General features: G+C 56.8%; 15 protein-coding genes and 1 pseudogene. 6 read left to right on the plus strand and 10 right to left on the minus strand.

Annotated features, from left to right (window positions below):
• The first annotated feature begins 48 nt into the window (after window positions 1-48).
• Entirely contained in the window at window positions 49-192 is a 144-nt protein-coding gene (locus JW799_RS26945; RefSeq protein WP_176220805.1) for a hypothetical protein, read from the plus strand.
• Between the two features lie 20 nt (window positions 193-212).
• On the opposite strand, the gene JW799_RS26950 is transcribed toward JW799_RS26945, so the two are convergent.
• The 4 genes from JW799_RS26950 to JW799_RS26965 form a co-directional block, all read right to left on the minus strand.
• On the minus strand, window positions 213-1,703 hold the full coding sequence (locus JW799_RS26950) for a L,D-transpeptidase (protein ID WP_205432626.1): 1,491 nt from the start codon (window positions 1,701-1,703) through the stop codon (window positions 213-215).
• Between the two features lie 90 nt (window positions 1,704-1,793).
• On the minus strand, window positions 1,794-3,635 hold the full coding sequence (locus JW799_RS26955; protein WP_139787249.1) for a CHASE2 domain-containing protein: 1,842 nt from the start codon (window positions 3,633-3,635) through the stop codon (window positions 1,794-1,796).
• 148 nt (window positions 3,636-3,783) lie between these two features.
• On the minus strand, window positions 3,784-4,020 hold the full coding sequence (locus JW799_RS26960; protein ID WP_080837279.1) for a ferredoxin: 237 nt from the start codon (window positions 4,018-4,020) through the stop codon (window positions 3,784-3,786).
• Between the two features lie 108 nt (window positions 4,021-4,128).
• Entirely contained in the window at window positions 4,129-5,412 is a 1,284-nt protein-coding gene (locus JW799_RS26965) for a DNA polymerase IV (protein ID WP_080837277.1), read from the minus strand.
• 188 nt (window positions 5,413-5,600) lie between these two features.
• On the opposite strand from JW799_RS26965, the gene cimA reads away from it, so the two are divergent.
• Window positions 5,601-7,214: a citramalate synthase gene (cimA, locus tag JW799_RS26970; RefSeq protein WP_080837274.1), complete on the plus strand. Its 1,614-nt coding sequence runs from the start codon at window positions 5,601-5,603 to the stop codon at window positions 7,212-7,214.
• Between the two features lie 63 nt (window positions 7,215-7,277).
• On the opposite strand, the gene JW799_RS26975 is transcribed toward cimA, so the two are convergent.
• The gene (locus tag JW799_RS26975) at window positions 7,278-7,856 is read right to left on the minus strand and encodes a TlpA family protein disulfide reductase (RefSeq protein WP_205432627.1); all 579 of its coding nucleotides are present in this window, start codon (window positions 7,854-7,856) and stop codon (window positions 7,278-7,280) included.
• Between the two features lie 157 nt (window positions 7,857-8,013).
• Here JW799_RS26975 and JW799_RS26980 point away from each other — a divergent pair.
• Window positions 8,014-9,302, plus strand: a pseudogene (locus JW799_RS26980) (MFS transporter).
• A gap of 59 nt (window positions 9,303-9,361) precedes the next feature.
• Window positions 9,362-9,793, plus strand: a complete 432-nt coding sequence (locus tag JW799_RS26985) for a M67 family metallopeptidase (protein ID WP_080837267.1) — start codon at window positions 9,362-9,364, stop codon at window positions 9,791-9,793.
• Window positions 9,794-9,795: 2 nt separating this feature from the next.
• On the opposite strand, the gene JW799_RS26990 is transcribed toward JW799_RS26985, so the two are convergent.
• Genes JW799_RS26990 through JW799_RS27000 form a run of 3 tightly spaced genes read right to left on the minus strand, consistent with a single transcriptional unit; the run spans window position 9,796 to window position 13,041 of the window.
• Window positions 9,796-10,533, minus strand: coding sequence for an exonuclease domain-containing protein (locus tag JW799_RS26990; protein ID WP_080837265.1), 738 nt, complete (start codon window positions 10,531-10,533; stop codon window positions 9,796-9,798).
• Window positions 10,534-10,538: 5 nt separating this feature from the next.
• Window positions 10,539-11,618 (minus strand): DUF294 nucleotidyltransferase-like domain-containing protein, encoded by a 1,080-nt coding sequence (locus JW799_RS26995; RefSeq protein WP_205432628.1) that lies wholly within the window; start codon window positions 11,616-11,618, stop codon window positions 10,539-10,541.
• Window positions 11,619-11,676: 58 nt separating this feature from the next.
• Window positions 11,677-13,041: an ammonium transporter gene (locus JW799_RS27000; RefSeq protein WP_080837258.1), complete on the minus strand. Its 1,365-nt coding sequence runs from the start codon at window positions 13,039-13,041 to the stop codon at window positions 11,677-11,679.
• A gap of 451 nt (window positions 13,042-13,492) precedes the next feature.
• Between JW799_RS27000 and JW799_RS27005 the strand changes: the two genes are divergently transcribed.
• Both JW799_RS27005 and JW799_RS27010 read left to right on the plus strand, forming a co-directional pair.
• Window positions 13,493-13,918, plus strand: a complete 426-nt coding sequence (locus tag JW799_RS27005) for a MerR family transcriptional regulator (RefSeq protein ID WP_080840881.1) — start codon at window positions 13,493-13,495, stop codon at window positions 13,916-13,918.
• Window positions 13,919-13,951: 33 nt separating this feature from the next.
• Window positions 13,952-14,632: a zinc metallopeptidase gene (locus tag JW799_RS27010; RefSeq protein WP_080837256.1), complete on the plus strand. Its 681-nt coding sequence runs from the start codon at window positions 13,952-13,954 to the stop codon at window positions 14,630-14,632.
• A gap of 232 nt (window positions 14,633-14,864) precedes the next feature.
• On the opposite strand, the gene gltC is transcribed toward JW799_RS27010, so the two are convergent.
• On the minus strand, window positions 14,865-15,785 hold the full coding sequence (gene gltC / locus JW799_RS27015; protein ID WP_080837252.1) for a glutamate biosynthesis transcriptional regulator GltC: 921 nt from the start codon (window positions 15,783-15,785) through the stop codon (window positions 14,865-14,867).
• 56 nt (window positions 15,786-15,841) lie between these two features.
• On the minus strand, window positions 15,842-16,441 hold the full coding sequence (locus tag JW799_RS27020; protein WP_205432629.1) for a rhomboid family intramembrane serine protease: 600 nt from the start codon (window positions 16,439-16,441) through the stop codon (window positions 15,842-15,844).
• Window positions 16,442-16,448: the final 7 nt, after the last annotated feature.

Genomic DNA, 16,448 nt, shown 5'->3' on the forward strand with positions numbered 1-16,448 from the left:
CAATATAGATTAAGCATTATTTTATCCGTTATGAAAGGTTTGATATCGATGAGCGCACCGAAAAAGAAACCTTCCGCCATGCCCCAGGCAAAGCAGAAGGAGGAAGTCAACAAAAAGGGATTGATCTGGATCGGCGTAGCCTTCGGCGTCGTCGTCATTGTCGTCGGAACGCTGCTCGCGTTGAACATTTGACGGTTTTCCGCCGCGCTTCGTCATCCCAGCCAATTATAGGTTTTATGAGGGTTTGTCTCGTCCTGCGCCGGCGTTAGCCGGAAGCGTTCCTCGGGAATGCGCAGGGTCGTGGGCAGGCCCTCTTTGACGATGGTGACCTGCGTTCCGAGCGGAACCAAATCGTACAGCTCCTCCAGATCTTCCTTTCCCATTCGCACGCAGCCGAGCGAATCGTCCTTGCCGATGCTGTCCGGCTCGTCCGTGCCGTGGATCGCGTACAGCGTATCGGAGAGCGTCATCCCGCGGCTTCCGAACGCTCCGTCCGAGCGGCCGTTCGGATCGCGTACCTTCTCGGTGATGACGAACGTGCCTTCGGGCGTCTTGTCTCCGCCCAGGCCGACCGGATAGTTCCGGATGAGCACGTTTCCGCTGACGACCGCGAGTCGGTAATTTTTTTTATCGACGATGATTCGTAACGGATGCTCGGTCATCGAAGCGAGCGAACCCGCCGGCATGCCGATCCCTTGCGCCGTCGTTCCGCTGGCGTCGGGCCAGCCGACCGTCTTCGGAATGGCGCCGTCGACCTTCTCCAATTCCTCGCGAAGCTCCGCGAACCAGGCGCCCAAATCTTCCGACCAGCCGGCGACCGCATTGGCCGGATACGCGCCCGCGAGCTCTTCCGGAGACTTCGGCCAGCTTCCCGTCCGCTCCTTGTAATGGAGCATCGCCGAGCGCAGCATCAGCTTGCCTTCCTGCAACGGCTTCCAGTCCGCGACCGCTTGCTGCGGCTCGGTCGGATCCTGGGCCGTGCCGCATGGGCACCACCTCGGATCGTACCAATCGATCGCGGCGGCCGCATCGGAGCGGTACATCGCCACTTTGGCCAGCGGCTTCCCGCTTCCGACCCAGTCGGTCCACTTGCCGAGCGCCGGCGCCTGGACGAGCAGCGACTCCGTGCCCCCGGCCTCCGCGGTCAGCAGCTGGCCGAGGGCCTGCATGCCGTCCGCCTCGGGAGTCGCGGCGCCCGCCACGTAGGCGAAGCCGCCGCTTGGCGGAGCGGTGGCGGCCGGGGGCGCCGGTTCGGGCGCGGCCGGCGTTCCGGACGGCGAAGCCGCTGCCGGGGGCGCTTCGGCCTGCGCTTGCGGGGCCGTCCCGTCGGCTTCCGTCGGAGCCGCCGCCCGCTCGCCCGGCAGCGCGATCGCCGCCGCGACGACGAGCGCTGCGCCGAGTAGCGAAACGGCGCGGCGCAGGCGGCTGCGCCGTGCCGGCTTGGGCGCGGCCTCTCCCTGAACGGAAAGCAGCGGATTCGCCCGCGCCTCGAACGCTTCGTAGATGGGACCGGCCTGGCCGAAGCAGTAGTTGGCTTTCGCTTCCTCGCCGCGCGCGGCGTACTGCTTGCCGAGCAAATACCACGCCATCTGGTTATTTTCATGCTTCAGCAGGTAATCCTTCAAAGGCAACGAATCGGCCACATCCGGCACATTCTCGTAAAACTGCCGGATCTGGTCTTCCAATTGATCGTCTTTTCGCATCCGGAATCCCCCTCCGGTCTCTCGTTTCTCCTATATATCGGCGAAGAGAGAACGGAATTTCAGGCTGCCGGAAAATCCGCGACTTCCGATCTACCCGACGTCCGCTTGTTTGGGACCGATCAGCTCGAACACTTTAATGGGCAGGGATTTGCCCTTGAACATCCGATCCTCGCCCTCTCCGAAGGAAAAAACGTGTTTCGTTTTTTCATAGACGGCTTCGGACACCATCACCTGCCCCGGCTTCGTCTGCGATTCGATCCGCGCCGCGATGTTGACGTTGTCGCCGATCGCCGTGTAATCCACCCGCAAATACGAGCCGATATTGCCGACGACGACGTTGCCGGCGTGAATGCCGATGCCGACGTTTACTTCGCAGCCGTAGCGCTCCGCAATTTGCTCGCGGATCGACTTCATGCCCTCCTGGATTTCGAACGCCGTCTTGACCGCCAGCCGTTCGTGGTCCTCGACGTCGAGCGGCGCATTGAACAGAATCATCGCCGCGTCCCCGATAAATTTGTCGATCGTGCCGCGGTTGTCCAGCGTCGTCCGGGTGATCATGTCGAACATCGTGTTGAGGGTATCGACGAGTTCGGGAGGCGACAGCTTCTCCGAGAGGGGCGTAAACCCGCGAATATCGAGAAACAGGACGGTAATGTTTTTCGAAACGCCGCCCAGCTTGATGTCGATATCCTGCGAGACGATCTGCTTGACGAGATCCGGCGAAATGTAGCGGCCGAATTGCCGCGTGACGAAGCTTTTTTGCGAGCTTTCCAAATACGACTTGAGCGACACGTTCGCGAGATAAGCCAGCGTGACGGCAAGCAGCGCGGTCGTAACCGGAATATGCGTCTTGCCGGCCGCGTACAGAGCCTGCTGCCCGTAAACGATGCCCGCGCCGACGGCCAGGAAGATCAGGATGGAATAGACGTTTTTCGTCCGCCAAGGCAAATAGATGAAAAATAAAAACAGAACGAGGCCGGCCAGCAGAACGAGCCACCCGTCCGCGTAAGAAACGGAGGTGCCGTGCATAAGCTGGTTAACGATGTTGGCATGGACGTAAACGAGACTCATATGCTTCTCGATCGGCGTCGCCCCGGTATCCTGCGCCGACGCGTCGGACAGCCCGGCCGCCGTAAAGCCGACGAGCACGACCGCGTCCTTGAACACGCTCGGGTCGATTTCTCCGTTCAGCACCCGGCTGAACGACACGGTTTGCACGTCTTCGCTGGTCAGCTGGTAGTCGATCGTGATCGTGTTTTTGGCCGCGCGCTTGGAATCGAACAGCTTGTCCGGATCGGTCATATCCTCGTATTTGCTCAGGTCCGCCCCGGCCATTTCGGCAGCCAAAAGCCCGAGCGAAGGGACCGTCTCCCCGTCCCGGGTCCGGATGTTCAGCCACGTCTGCCGGATGACGCCGTCGGGGCTGACGACCCGATTGATATGAGCCAGGCGCGCGTTGTCGGCGAATTCGGGAATCGGCATCTGAATATCGTAGGCGGTAAGAAAATCTCCCTTCGATATCGTCGTCGTGCCGAACACGTCGCCTTCCGTTAGTCCGATAACGGGGAGAATAACGTTGTCATACTGCGCAAGCGCCTCCGAAAAAGCGGCGTCGTTGTCCGGATCCGAGCTCTCGGAAAAAACGATATCGAAGCCGATGGCGGCCGGCTCGAAGCCGGGCTGATTCAGCATATCCAAAAAAGGCGCGTAAATCGCCCGCTCCCAGGGGAACCTCCCCAGCTCGGCCAGCGAGTCGTCATCGATCGCGACGACGATAATATCTTTGGAGGGCAGGGCGGCGGATCTTGCCATATTCGCGTCGAATAGCAAATTATCGATCCGCTGGAGCCATTTTTCCTGATGGACGAAAAAGACGGCAATCAATAAAATCGCGTTAAGTACGATGGTCCACCTTTTCACGCGTTCGCGCAAGCGTTTCCCCACCTTTATGCAGATGCTGACAAGTGTTTTCCATTATATCGCGGTTACGTTAAGAAAACTTAAAAATCGACAAATTTCTCGGGACTCAACAAAAAAGCCCTCTCGGGCCGCACGCCCAAGAGAGCCAGATGACGCAAAATCAGTTATTGAAAGGCGAGTCCGAAATTTTGATCGAATCGGTCGGACAGCCGTCCGCGGCGTCCTGGAGGTCGTCGTACAAGCTTTCCGGGATTTCCGTGTTGCCGTGGTTTCCGTCGCCTTCATATATAACTTCGGCAAGACCCTCGTCGTCGTAATCGTAAATATCGGGGGCCGTTGCGCCGCATGCTCCGCAAGCGATGCATGTATCCTTATCTACGTAAGTGAATTTAGCCATGAATGTAACCTCCTCAAATCAATCCAGCCAAAAAGTTCATAATTTCAATATAATATAAATGCTATACGAGATCAAACAAAAAAAATCAATGGCTTGGATCACATTTCCTTATAAATTCGGGTCTTGAAGAGGGTCCTGTTCGCGCAAAAAATCGGTTTCGAGCGACGTTCCCCGTATTTTTTTGTTGCGAATGAGCGCGGACGGATCGTCCGTCAGCATTCCGGCCGTCAGCACGGCGTTTTCGCCGTATTTGTCGCGAAGCCGGTCCATGACCGTATGAAGCCGTTCCTTGCGCGGAGCTTCGCGGTAGCTGAACAAGTCCAGCTGCACCGGCGTTTCGCTTTTGGCCGACAGCCCTTGGAGCGTAATGCCGAGCAGGCGGATCGGCTCTCCCTCTTTCCAATGGATGTCCATCAGCCTGCAGGCCTCGCGGTAGACTTCTTCGGCGGATTCGATCGGCGCGTTCAAGGTCGTCGCACGCGTAATGGTTTTCATGTCGGGATCGCGAATGACGATTTGCACCGTCGAACAAAGCATCGATTTGCGGCGCAGTCTCCTCGTCGTCTGGTCGGCCAGATTGAGCAAGACCCGGCAATATTCTTCCCTCTTGGTCAAATCGGCGGGAAGCGTCGTCGTATGCCCGACCGATTTCGCGGCTTCCCGGATCGGCTCGACCGGCGAGTCGTCGATTCCGTTCGCCGCGCGCTTCATCCATTCGCCGTAAACGCCGAATTTATCCTTCAACAGCGCGACGTCGGCAGCCGCGAGCTGGCCGATCGTGCGGATGTTCATCTTTTCTAGTTTAACCGCGGTCTTTTTGCCGATACCATACAAAGTTTGACAGGGCTGGCCCCACAGCAAAGCCGGCACCTCGCGTCTTCGCAGCACGGTGATCGCGTTCGGCTTGCGCATGTCGGAAGCCATTTTCGCCAGCAGCTTGTTCGGCGCAACCCCGATGGAGCAAGGAAGGGACAGCTCTTCCCGGATTCGCCGCTGGATCGTTTCCGCGATTTCCATCGGCGTTCCGAATTGGCCGCTGCCCGTAATGTCCAGAAAGCACTCGTCGATGGACACCGCCTCCACTAGGGGCGTATAGCTGCCGGCGATGCGAAGAAAACCCCGGGAATATTTCCGGTACAAATCGAAATCCGGCGCGATGAGCGTAAGCTCCGGACAGGCGCGTTCCGCCTGCCGGACGGTCATCCCGGTGCGGACGCCTTTCGCCCGGGCTTCGTACGAGCTGGTCACGACGATGCCTTTGCGAAGCTCGACGCTGCCCGCCACGGCCGTCGCTTTGCCCGCGTAGCGTTCCGGGTCTTCAGCCGCGTGAACCGAGCAATAAAACGCGTTCATGTCGATATGCAAAATGATTCTCCGTTTCGGCTCGCTCACGCGGCATGACACCTCCGATTCGCTTTACGGCTTTCCTCCATTATAGTCCCGGCATACCTGCCCCGGCAACGAACCGGGCGTTTTCCGGGACGAACCCGGCCCAGGCGCGCGGGACGTTCGCTCTCTACATTTGAGGCAAGGCATGGTATAATAGTTTCACTTGTTTTGAAGGAGGCATCCCGTTTTTCATGTCTACGTCCATCAGCATTTTCGATACGACTCTTCGCGACGGCACGCAAGGCGAAGGCATCAGCCTGACAGCGGAAGACAAGCTTAAAATTGCGGTTAAACTCGACGCGCTCGGCGTTCATTATATTGAAGGCGGAAATCCGGGAAGCAACGGCAAGGACATCGAGTTTTTCAAAAGAGCCCGCGCGATGAACATGCAGGCGAAGCTGACCGCTTTCGGCAGCACCCGGCGCAAAAACAGCACCTGCGAACAGGACGCCAACCTGCGCCATCTGATCGAATCCGGCGCGAAGGCGGCTACCCTGGTCGGCAAGTCGTGGGATTTTCACGTCCATACGGCGCTGCAAACGACCTTGGATGAAAATTTGGCGATGATTTACGAGTCGCTTGCATTCGTGAAGCGCCACGACATGGAAGCGATTTTCGACGCGGAGCACTTTTTCGACGGCTTCAAGGCCAATCCCGAATATGCCCTCTCGGCGCTCCGGAAAGCGAAGGAAGCCGGCACGGACTGGATCGTGCTGTGCGATACGAACGGCGGTACGCTGCCGTCCGAAATTCATGAAATCGTATCGCGCGTCGCGGCCGAAATCCAGGCGCCGATCGGCATTCATACGCACAACGACTGCGAGCTTGCGGTCGCCAATACGCTGGCCGCGGTTTCAGCCGGCGCAAGGCAGGTACAAGGCACGATCAACGGGTACGGCGAACGCTGCGGCAATGCGAATTTGTGCTCGATTTTGCCCACCCTCCAGCTGAAAATGGGGTACGATTGCATAACGAACGAACAGCTTCAATCGCTTACGAGCGTAGCGCGCTACGTTGGGGAAATCGCCAACGTCATGTTGCCCGTCAATCAGCCTTATGTCGGAACGGCCGCTTTTGCCCACAAAGGCGGAATCCACGTGTCCGCCATCATGAAAGATTCCAAAACGTACGAGCATATCGAGCCCGGCCTTGTCGGCAACAAGCAGCGGATTCTCGTCTCCGAGCTCGCCGGCCAGAGCAACATCGTGTCCAAAGCGCAGGAGCTCGGTCTCGATATCGCTTCGCACAGCGACAAATCGCGGGAAATCATCGACCGGGTCAAGGAACTCGAACATCAAGGGTACCAATTCGAAGGCGCGGACGCGTCGCTCGAGCTGCTGTTGCGGGAAGCGTTCGATGACGCGGTCGAAGTGTTCGCGATCGAATCGTTCAAAATCATGGTGGAAAAAACGAACGCCGGCATGACCTCGGAAGCGATCGTGCGATTGCATGTCGGGGACAATCACGTCTACACCGTCGCCGAAGGAAACGGCCCGGTCAACGCGCTCGACAATGCGCTGCGCAAGGCGCTCGTCCAATACTTCCCCGGCATCGCCGACATTCACCTGAGCGATTACAAGGTCCGGGTGCTTGACGAAAAGGACGCGACCGCGGCCAAGGTGCGCGTCCTGATCGAGTCGACGGACTTCAAGGACACGTGGAGCACGGTCGGCGTTTCGTCCAACGTCATCGAAGCCAGCTGGGAGGCGCTCGTGGACAGCATCCGGTATGCCCTGCTGGGCATGCCGAAAAGCGCGGCCACCCCCGGTATCCAGCTGGAAGCGCACGGCTTGATCAATCATTAAAAGCACAGCCCCATAACGAAGGCCCCGCGTCGGTTCGACGGGGGCCTTTCGATTAGTGCCGCGTTAAGCGTCCACGACTTCCCGAATCATGTCCTCCCACTTTTCCAACGGTTGAATCCCTTCGATTCGTTCGCGCACGACGCCGTTTTTATCGATGATGAAGCTGATCGGATACGAATAAACCTTGTACAGGTCGCCGGCCTTGTTGTCCGTATCCATAATGACCGGAAACGTTATTTGCTTCTCTTTCACGAAATCCTTCGCTCCGCGCACCGTATCGTATTTCGTCGCGTTAACGGCGTACAAATCCAGCTTATCCTTGTATTTATCGTAAATCGCCTGCAAGTCCGGAGCTTCCAGATCGCAGGGGCCGCACCACGAAGCCCAGAAATTGATAATGAGCGCCTTGTCCCTCGGCCCTCCGACATCGTACTGCGTTTGCTCGTCTATCGTGGCCAGAGAGAACGAAGGGGCAAGGGAACCCTCCACCGGCTCGACCTTCAGCGCTTCTCCCCCGGCTCCGGAAGTGGCCGCCGCCGAATCGTTCCTGTCGGCCTCTCCGCCCGATTGGTTCCACCACAGGACTGCCGCAACGGCTATGATGACAAGACCCAATATCGCCAAATTTCGTTTCATTCTCATCGTTTCCCTCTTTCGCGAATCCTTGGTTGCCTCTCTATATTACATGATAAGCCGCCCCGATTCCAACCATACCTTTCCTTTCCCGTCCCGGCATGATTCGCGTTTCGCGGGGGTACATTAGACCTGTTCGTTATCGAAACGTCCGAGGAGGAGCCGTATGGCAACCGCAGCATCCAAAAACCGTACCGCCGCCGGCAGCGCCGGATCGATATCGCGCGAACGCCAAAATTCGGGCCAAAAGACGTCGTCCGGCCGGAAATCGAAAACATGGGAGTACATCGCGCTGGCTTCCGTTCCGGTCGTGCTCGTGCTCGGCAACTCGATGATCGTGCCGATTTTGCCCACCTTGCAGCGCGAGCTTGGCATTTCGTCGCTGCAGAGCAGCCTGGTCATTACCTTGTTTTCGTTGACCGCCGCTTTTTTCATTCCGATCGCCGGTTTTTTGTCGGACCGGTTCGGCCGCAAATCCGTCATGATCCCCGCATTGGTCATTTACGGAGGAGCGGGCATCTTATCGGGGTTTGCCGCCGTTTGGCACAGCTACTGGCTTTTGCTCGTTTCGAGAGCCATTCAAGGAATCGGAGCGGCCGGAACGACGCCGATCGTCATGGCTTTGACAGGCGACCTGTATAAGGATGCGGAGGAAAGCCAGGCGCTTGGCCTGATCGAAGCCGCCAACGGCTCGGGCAAGGTCGTCAGTCCCATTATCGGCTCGTTGTTCGCTCTTATCGTCTGGTACGCGGTCTTCTTTTCCTTCTCGGCCTTTTGCCTGCTCGCCTTGATTGCCATCCTGGTTTGGATTAAGGAGCCGAAACGGGAAGCCGAGCCGATGAAGCTCAAGGAGTATACTTCGAAAATCGGCCAAATTTTCCGCCAGCACGGGAGATGGCTGTATGCTTCGTTTTGGGCGGGTACCGCCGCGCTGTTCGTCTTGTTCGGCGTCTTGTTTTATTTGTCCAATACGCTGGAAGAAGCCCCTACAAGATCGAAGGCGTTCGAAAAGGGTTCATTCTCGCCATTCCTTTGTTCGGGATGGTGACGGCCGCGTACGTGACGGGGCATATTATCAAGAAAAACGGCGTGCTGATCCGCTGGATGATGAATATCGGACTTGTCCTGATGACCGTTTCGCTTGCCCTGACGATTTGGCTGAACCAGAATATTTACGTGTTCATCGGCCTGCTGACGACAAGCAGCATCGGAACCGGCATGCTTCTTCCTTGCCTCACGACGATGATCACGGGCATCGTAGAAAAAACCGAACGGGGCATGCTTACGTCGCTCTACAGCAGCCTGCGGTTTTTCGGGGTCGCGCTCGGACCACCCTTGTTCGGATGGATGATGGGGATATCCGACCGGACGGTGTTTATTTCGGTATCGATCCTGGCCGCCGTTACGCTCGTGCTCGTGTTTTTGTTCGTAAAACCCGCCAAGCAAGTCAAATAAGGAAAGTTGCCGTTCGGCCTCGTCTTCCCTCATACTGGAGGGGAGAGGAGGTTCTTTCCATGACCGCGATCCGCCAAGCGAATATGAGCGAAGCCGCGCGCGAGAAGCTGATCCGCGATTGCCTCGCGCGCGCGCCATACGAAACATGCGGCATCCTGTTGGGCACGATCGAAAACGATCGCCTGTACGCGGACGAACATCGGCTCGTGCGAAACGCAAGCGCGGAGCCCTTCGCGACGTTTCGGTTCGATCCGGCCGATTGGGTTCGCGTTTATTACGACGCACAAAAAAACCAACGAAGCATCGTCGGTATTTTTCATTCCCACCCGCAGGGGTCCCCCACGCCGAGCGCTCTCGATCGGGCGGGTTGGGACGGCTGGGCCACTTATTGGATTGTATCGCTCGCCGACGGGCATGCGAACGTTCATGTTTTCGGTCGCACGCCATGGAACGAATGGACAAAAATCGCGACAAACCCGAAACCCCGGTAAGGTTAATGCCTGCTTAAATAGGCGTACAGGTCGCCGAGAGTCGATACTTGCTTCGCGCGAATAATTTCGAGCAGGCGGAACCACAGCTTGGCGGTCATGACCGAATCGTGAAGCGCATGATGTCGCACCGTAACTTCCACGTGATACGTCTCCAGCAATTCATCGAGCCCGTAGCTCATTCGTTTCGGTTCCAGCCATTTCGCCACCATCATCGTATCCAGCACGCGGTGGGTCAGATTGATTTTGGACGTTTTCCATAAGGCCGCATTCAAAAACTGCTTGTCGTGCCCGCTGCCGTGGGCAATCAGCACGCGCTTGCCGGCAAAATCCATAAAATCGTGCAAGCCTTGCACGAGCTCGGGAGCGTTTTCCGCCATTTCATTCGTAATGCCCGTCAATTCCGTAATATGGCGGGGAACTTTGCGCTTCGGATTGACGAGCGTATAGAACGGTTCGGCATCCTGCAGCTCCCCGCCCTTCGTCAGCACGCCCCCGATCGATAAAATTTCGTCCCCGTTATACGGGTGAAAACCGGTCGTTTCAAGATCGAACACGACGGTTTCCAGCTCGTCCAGCGGCGTGTCCAGCAGCGATTCCTTGCGCTGCTCGCGAGACATCGAACGGATGAACGCCACCTGCTGCGCATGGTTGGAACCGAGCATCGACGCGATCGCCGGGGTAATGCCGCCTTGCTTATACAAGTGCCACATTCGTCCCATCGGACTTTTGGGCTCTTTCATGATGTTCACCTCCCGCCGAAGCGGTCACGAATCCCCTTTTCCAGTTGGCGTTGAAGCTTCCTTCCGAGTCTCAACGCTTTCTTCAAAGGTTTGGTCCATTCCGACGCCAAAAGCTTGACCGGAACTTTGCCGGACCCGATCCATTGGCCGTCTTCCATCTTTGCCATGGACAGCAAACGCAAACGCAAAAATAACGTAAACGCTTCGTTCGCCGCGAGCTGCTCGCGCTCCGTAATCAGCCCGGCATCCGCGAGCGCCCGAATCCGCCCGAGCGTGCTCGTTTCCCGAATGTCGGCTTTGATGGCAAGCAAGCGGAACACGTTCACCATCGGAATATAAGCGCCGTATTTGATGTCAAGGCTGCCCGCCTCTTCCCCGTAGCTTTCGGTCAGCAATTGACCGAAAACGCCGATCAGCACTTTATGCCGCAGCGTATTTTCCATCATGCGGCGCGCGATAACCGGATTGTGCAGCACATCCCGGTAAAATCGGTTTTTCCATTGCGTCGCGAGCGCCTCGTTCCCGTAAACGAAACGGGCGTCCGCCACGATGAGCAAGTAACGCACATGCTCCCAGCTCGGTTCGTCGAACCAGCCGTCGAGCTTTGCTTCCCACCCCGTCATGGACAAGCACCATTCGGGATTCGAGGCGATGACATTCCCCTCGCAAGGAGGATACCCCGCCTCGACGAGCCGTTCGACCGCTACGCGTCCCAACTCCCGAAAATACGGCTCGCAGCGAGCGGCGTCGGCCGTTTCGCCCGGGTCCGCGTAGACGATCGCGCTGTCCTGATCGCTGCTCATCGTCTGCTCGCTCCTCCCGCCGCTGCCGAACAGCACGTAAGCGTAAGGCACGGGCGGATTTCCGAATCCGGTCCGTTCCAACTCGCTTTCGGCAAGTTCGAGCGCGCGGACGATGATGGCGTCGTGCAGCTCGTTCAATTGTTGAATCACTTGTATCACCGGAGAAGAGGAGAGAACCGCCGACAAGCGGTTCTGCTCCTCTTCCCGAATCGATCTCAGCTCTTCCGGATTTCCGGCGCCGGTGACGTTAAGCAACCGCTCCTGCCTGTGCAGACTGGACATGCGGGCTTTTTCCCTCCTGTTGAACGCCGGTAATCAAGCGATAGGTATTGATCCGAACTTACACCGACGTCGTGCCTGGTTTTTTGATGGCTTCCGGATAGCCGTAGTTGCCGTGCTCGCTAAGGTCCAGACCGAGAATTTCTTGTTCTTCGGAGACGCGCAGGCCGATGACTTGCTTGATGACCCACAGGACGATAAACGAAGCAAGGAAGGCGAAGGCGCCGCAAACGACGACCGATTCGAATTGAACCCACAACTGTTCGCCGCCGCCGCCGTAGAACAGTCCGGGTCTGCCCGTTGCCGTTCTTTCGACAAGCTCCGGAGTCGCAAAGAAACCATTCGCCAGCGTACCCCAAACTCCTGCCGCTCCGTGCACGGACATTGCCGCAATCGGATCGTCGACTTTGATTTTTTCGAAGAAGTTCATGCAGAAGAAGACGAGTACGCCTGCGATCAGGCCGATCACGACGGCTGCCCAAGGCTCTACGAAGGCGCAGGATGCGGTGATGGCGACAAGGCCCGCCAGCGCGCCGTTCAGCGTAACGCCGATATCCGCTTTGCCTTTTACGATCCAGGAGATAAGCAGCGCGGCTACCGCGCCGCCCGCAGCGCCCAGTTGCGTCGTGAACGCGACGTAAGCAAAGAAGCCGTCGCCGATGCCGACCGTGGAACCTGCGTTGAATCCGAACCAGCCAACCCACAGAAGGAGAACGGCCAGGGACGTGTAGACTTGGTTGTGACCGAGAATTTCGTTGGCGGAACCGTCCTTGTTGTATTTGCCGATCCGCGGCTTGAGCAGAATCGTAGCGGCAAGCGCGGCCATCGCGCCGGTCAAGTGCACGACCGTGGAACCTGCGAAGTCTTGCGCGCCGTCCGCGAACAGCCAGCCGCCGCCCCAGATCCAGTGCGCGATAATCGGATAAATAACGCCGGCAAAAATAACCGTGAAGATCAGGTAAACCGACAGTTTGGCGCGTTCGGCGAATCCGCCCCAGGCGATCGACAGCGAGACCGCCGCGAAAGCAAGTTGGAAGACGAAGAACACGGCCGACGGATAGCTGTCTTCCGCGCCGGCCGTAATGGCCGGATTAAAGAAAAAGTTGCCGAGCCCGATAAACTTGTTCAGCCCTTCGCCCGCATCCCCACCGAATGCGAAGCCGTAGCCGACGGCCCAATAGACCAGGGAACAAAGACCTACCGTGAAAATCGTTTTGCCTGCAACGTGACCCGCGTTTTTCATTCGGGTCGAACCGGTCTCTAGCAGGATGAATCCGCCTTGCATAAGCAGGACGAGTATAGCGGCAACCATGATCCACAGTGCGTTTAGTCCCATCGCTGGCGACGGTTCACCATCCGCTGCGAACGCCATCGTCGGGAAAAGCACGAGTAAAGCCGCGATTGCCATTAGACTCTTCTTAACCATTTGCCGACCACTCCCCAAATTGTGATATTTCATAACATTTCAAGAAAGGCTTAGTGCCATTATAGTAAGAAGTTCACGATTTGACAATATGAAATTATGATAATTGTTAATGAAAAACGAAAAATACCTAACATTAGATTCGATTCAAGGCCCGAACGTTAAGAAATAACCTTATTTTCCAATGATTTTTTCACTTGAATAAGGATTTAGTCCTATATCGCATTTTTGTCGTTATTTCACAAAATATAGGCATTTCTCGATTTCTGACATGAATCTTACGTGACTTTTCCTTCCCCGTTTAAATTGCCGTAATTTCGTCAAATGTTCCAAAAGCATCACGTTTGACTGTATGGTTCCGGATCGGTATGATAACAATAGATAAGAATATGGATGTTATTAAGGAAAGAAGGTGGCTGTTGTGCGTCATGGATCGCCCGAAAAGAATCGCAACATGTATCGAATCGGGGAATTGGCCCGACTTGCCGGCATCAGTCCCCGAACCATCGATTATTACACAGGTTTGGGTCTCCTGTCCCCCGTCAAACGTTCCGGAGGAAATTATCGGCTGTACGACGATGAAACTTTGGAGCGAATACGCCGTATTGAACAGTTGAAAGCTCAGAAATTTTCCCTGGAGGAAATTCGGGAGAAATTCGCCGCGTTGAGCCGGGTAACTCCCGACGAGCAAGTGTCGCGCAAGCTGGCGGATTTGCAGAGCCATCTCGTTCAGCTGGAACGGGAAGTCAAGGAGCTGGAACCGGTGCTGGAGCAATTGAAGCCCCAGCAGGCCAAGCGCTTGTACCGGACCCTTTCCCCGCAAACGGCCGCCTGCGTCGAAGCCCTGCTGCTGCTTCTGAGCAAGAGCAACTTGATGTAAGCCGTCCGAGCCAATTTAATGGAGGTATCGACTATGAACTCTAACTGGATGTACATTCCGATTATTCTCGCTTTTCTATTGTCGCTATGGGCGCAATTCCGCGTCAGCGGAACGTTTAACCGCTTTTCGGAAACCCGGGCCAGCAGCGGAATGACCGGTTACGATGCCGCAAGACGAATGCTGGACCGCAACGGCCTGCACGACGTGCCGATCGAGCCCGTACCCGGCAAGCTGTCGGACCACTACGATCCGATCAACCGCGTCGTCCGCTTGTCGGAGCCGGTATATTACGAAAGCTCCATTTCCGCGATCTCCGTCGCTTGCCACGAAGTCGGCCACGCCATTCAGCACAAGGAGCATTATCCGGCGCTCGTGCTTCGCCACCGGATGTTCCCGGTCGTCAACATCGCGTCCGGCATCGCGCCCTTCCTGTTGATCGCCGGCTTCCTGTTCAGCTCGTTTAACCTGATCGGACTGGGCATCATCTTTTTCTCGGCTGCCGTAGCGTTCCAGCTTGTGACGCTGCCCGTCGAGTTCAACGCCAGCTCCAGAGCGCGCAGGCTGATGGTCGCCGAAGGGTTTATCGCCGGCGACGAAGAGCGCGGAGTCGCGAAAGTGCTCAATGCGGCGGCTCTCACCTACGTAGCGGCCGCGCTGGTCTCCCTGCTCGAACTGATCCGGCTGATTCTAATGTTCGTCAACAACCGCGAATAACGAAACGGCAAGGGGCTGTCCCAATGGTCGAACGGACCTAAGGGACGGCCCTTTTTTGCTTAAAGATAGACGAAGCAAAAGAAACCGCTCTTGGGCAAAACGGAAGCGGCGAGCAACCATTCGCCAAGAGAGAATGGAAGTGTCGAGCAGACCGTTATTTCGAATGACCAGCCGCTTCCGGCCTCAACGAAACGAGATAACGGCCTCCGCGGGCCGTTATCTCGTTAATCCTTTAATTTCGGGCATTCGATTGGGACTTGTCGTATTCGCTGCGGAAATATTCCAGGACGAAATGATGGAACAATCGGACGACCGGCGAAGGCTTCTCGCCGGCCCGGCGGATGAGGCCGATCGTTCGCGTCACGCGCGGCTCCTCGATTTTGACGACGGCCGGCATCATCGTTCCGGTGTGATGGAGCGCCATCTCCGGAAGCAAGCTGACGCCCATGCCGGCGGCAACGAGCCCGCGGATCGTGTCCGTTTCTTCTCCTTCAAATCCGATCCGCGGCAAAAATCCCGCCGCCTTGCAGGCCTCCCATACGATCGGACGCAAGGAGTACGGATTGCTGAACAACACGAAGTATTCATCCTTAAGCGCGCGCAAATGAATCGACTTCTCATTGGCGAGCGGATGATTTTGCGGAAGGATGGCGAACAATTCTTCCGTCAGGACGATTTCTCCCGTTACCGATTCGTTCTTTTCCGGGAAGGGAGAAATAAACGCCAAGTCCACCTCCGCTTCGACGATATCGCGAATCAGCGAAGCGTACATCCCCTGGCGGAAACGGAATTTGACCTGGGGATGGACTTTGCGAAAAGCCGCAATGACCTGGGGAATCAGCAGAATGCCGAGGCTGTGCGGAAAGCCGAGACGAATCTCGCCGGCTTCGGGGTCCACGAATTCGTGAATTTCCGTCACCGCGTTGTCCAGGTCCTGCAAAATGCACTCGGCCCGCTTCAGAAACAAATGGCCCACGGGCGTCAATTGCACGTTGCGCCCCCGCTGCATGAACAGCTGAACCCCCAACTCTTCCTCCAGCCGGTGAATTTGGCGGCTTACCGCCGATTGTGCCACGTGCAGTTCTTCAGCCGCTTTTGTCACATGCTGCAGTTTCGCAACGCGGATAAAATACTGCAGTTGTCGCAGTTCCAACTCAAGTCAAACTCCTTCCGCAATGTCCGGGATGAACTCTCGAACTTCCGCCGTCGTCAGCGGGCGATTTTTCCGCCCAATATTTTGTAAAAAACAAATCCCGCCGCAAGCCCCCCTATATGCGCCCAATAGCCGATATTCGGGACAAGGAAGGAATGGATAAGCCCCATGGCCAAAATGGCGTAGACGGTCGTACGGGACGCCTGGTCAAGCATCTGGCGCTGGAACACCGTCATGTACAGATAAGCGCCGTAAATGCCGTAAATCGCGCTGGAAGCGCCCATGCCCACCCAAAAATCGGAACCCGCCAGCATAACCGCCGCCAGATTGCCAAACATGCCGGAAACGACGTAAAACAGCGCGAACCGGACATGGCCGAAAATCCGTTCGAGCGGCGGGGCGAACACGAACAGCGCGAACATGTTGAAGAGCAAATGGGACCAGCTTCCGTGAAGGAACAGCGCGGTAATGTAGCGCCACACCTGATTGAGGCCCTCGACGTTCGTCAAGGCGCCGAATTCGATCAGATGAAAGATCCCCGTCCCCCCGGTCGCCGTCAAGACGATAAACATGGCGATGCAGGCCGCGATCAGGAACGTATTCACCGGATAAAGCCGAATGTATTGGCGAAAGCTTTCGTAACGCAGGAAAATCAAATCGATC

The organism is Cohnella algarum (assembly GCF_016937515.1).
Lineage (GTDB): Bacteria > Bacillota > Bacilli > Paenibacillales > Paenibacillaceae > Cohnella > Cohnella algarum.

Coding starts and splice junctions, on each gene's coding strand:
- JW799_RS26990 (WP_080837265.1), bottom strand. CDS start 10,533: ATGAAAGAGCCCAAAAGTCCGATGGGACGAATGTGGCACTTGTATAAG.
- JW799_RS26975 (WP_205432627.1), bottom strand. CDS start 7,856: ATGAGAATGAAACGAAATTTGGCGATATTGGGTCTTGTCATCATAGCC.
- JW799_RS26995 (WP_205432628.1), bottom strand. CDS start 11,618: ATGTCCAGTCTGCACAGGCAGGAGCGGTTGCTTAACGTCACCGGCGCC.
- JW799_RS27000 (WP_080837258.1), bottom strand. CDS start 13,041: ATGGTTAAGAAGAGTCTAATGGCAATCGCGGCTTTACTCGTGCTTTTC.
- JW799_RS26945 (WP_176220805.1), top strand. CDS start 49: ATGAGCGCACCGAAAAAGAAACCTTCCGCCATGCCCCAGGCAAAGCAG.
- JW799_RS26960 (WP_080837279.1), bottom strand. CDS start 4,020: ATGGCTAAATTCACTTACGTAGATAAGGATACATGCATCGCTTGCGGA.
- JW799_RS27010 (WP_080837256.1), top strand. CDS start 13,952: ATGAACTCTAACTGGATGTACATTCCGATTATTCTCGCTTTTCTATTG.
- JW799_RS27005 (WP_080840881.1), top strand. CDS start 13,493: ATGTATCGAATCGGGGAATTGGCCCGACTTGCCGGCATCAGTCCCCGA.
- JW799_RS26950 (WP_205432626.1), bottom strand. CDS start 1,703: ATGCGAAAAGACGATCAATTGGAAGACCAGATCCGGCAGTTTTACGAG.
- cimA (WP_080837274.1), top strand. CDS start 5,601: ATGTCTACGTCCATCAGCATTTTCGATACGACTCTTCGCGACGGCACG.
- JW799_RS26985 (WP_080837267.1), top strand. CDS start 9,362: ATGACCGCGATCCGCCAAGCGAATATGAGCGAAGCCGCGCGCGAGAAG.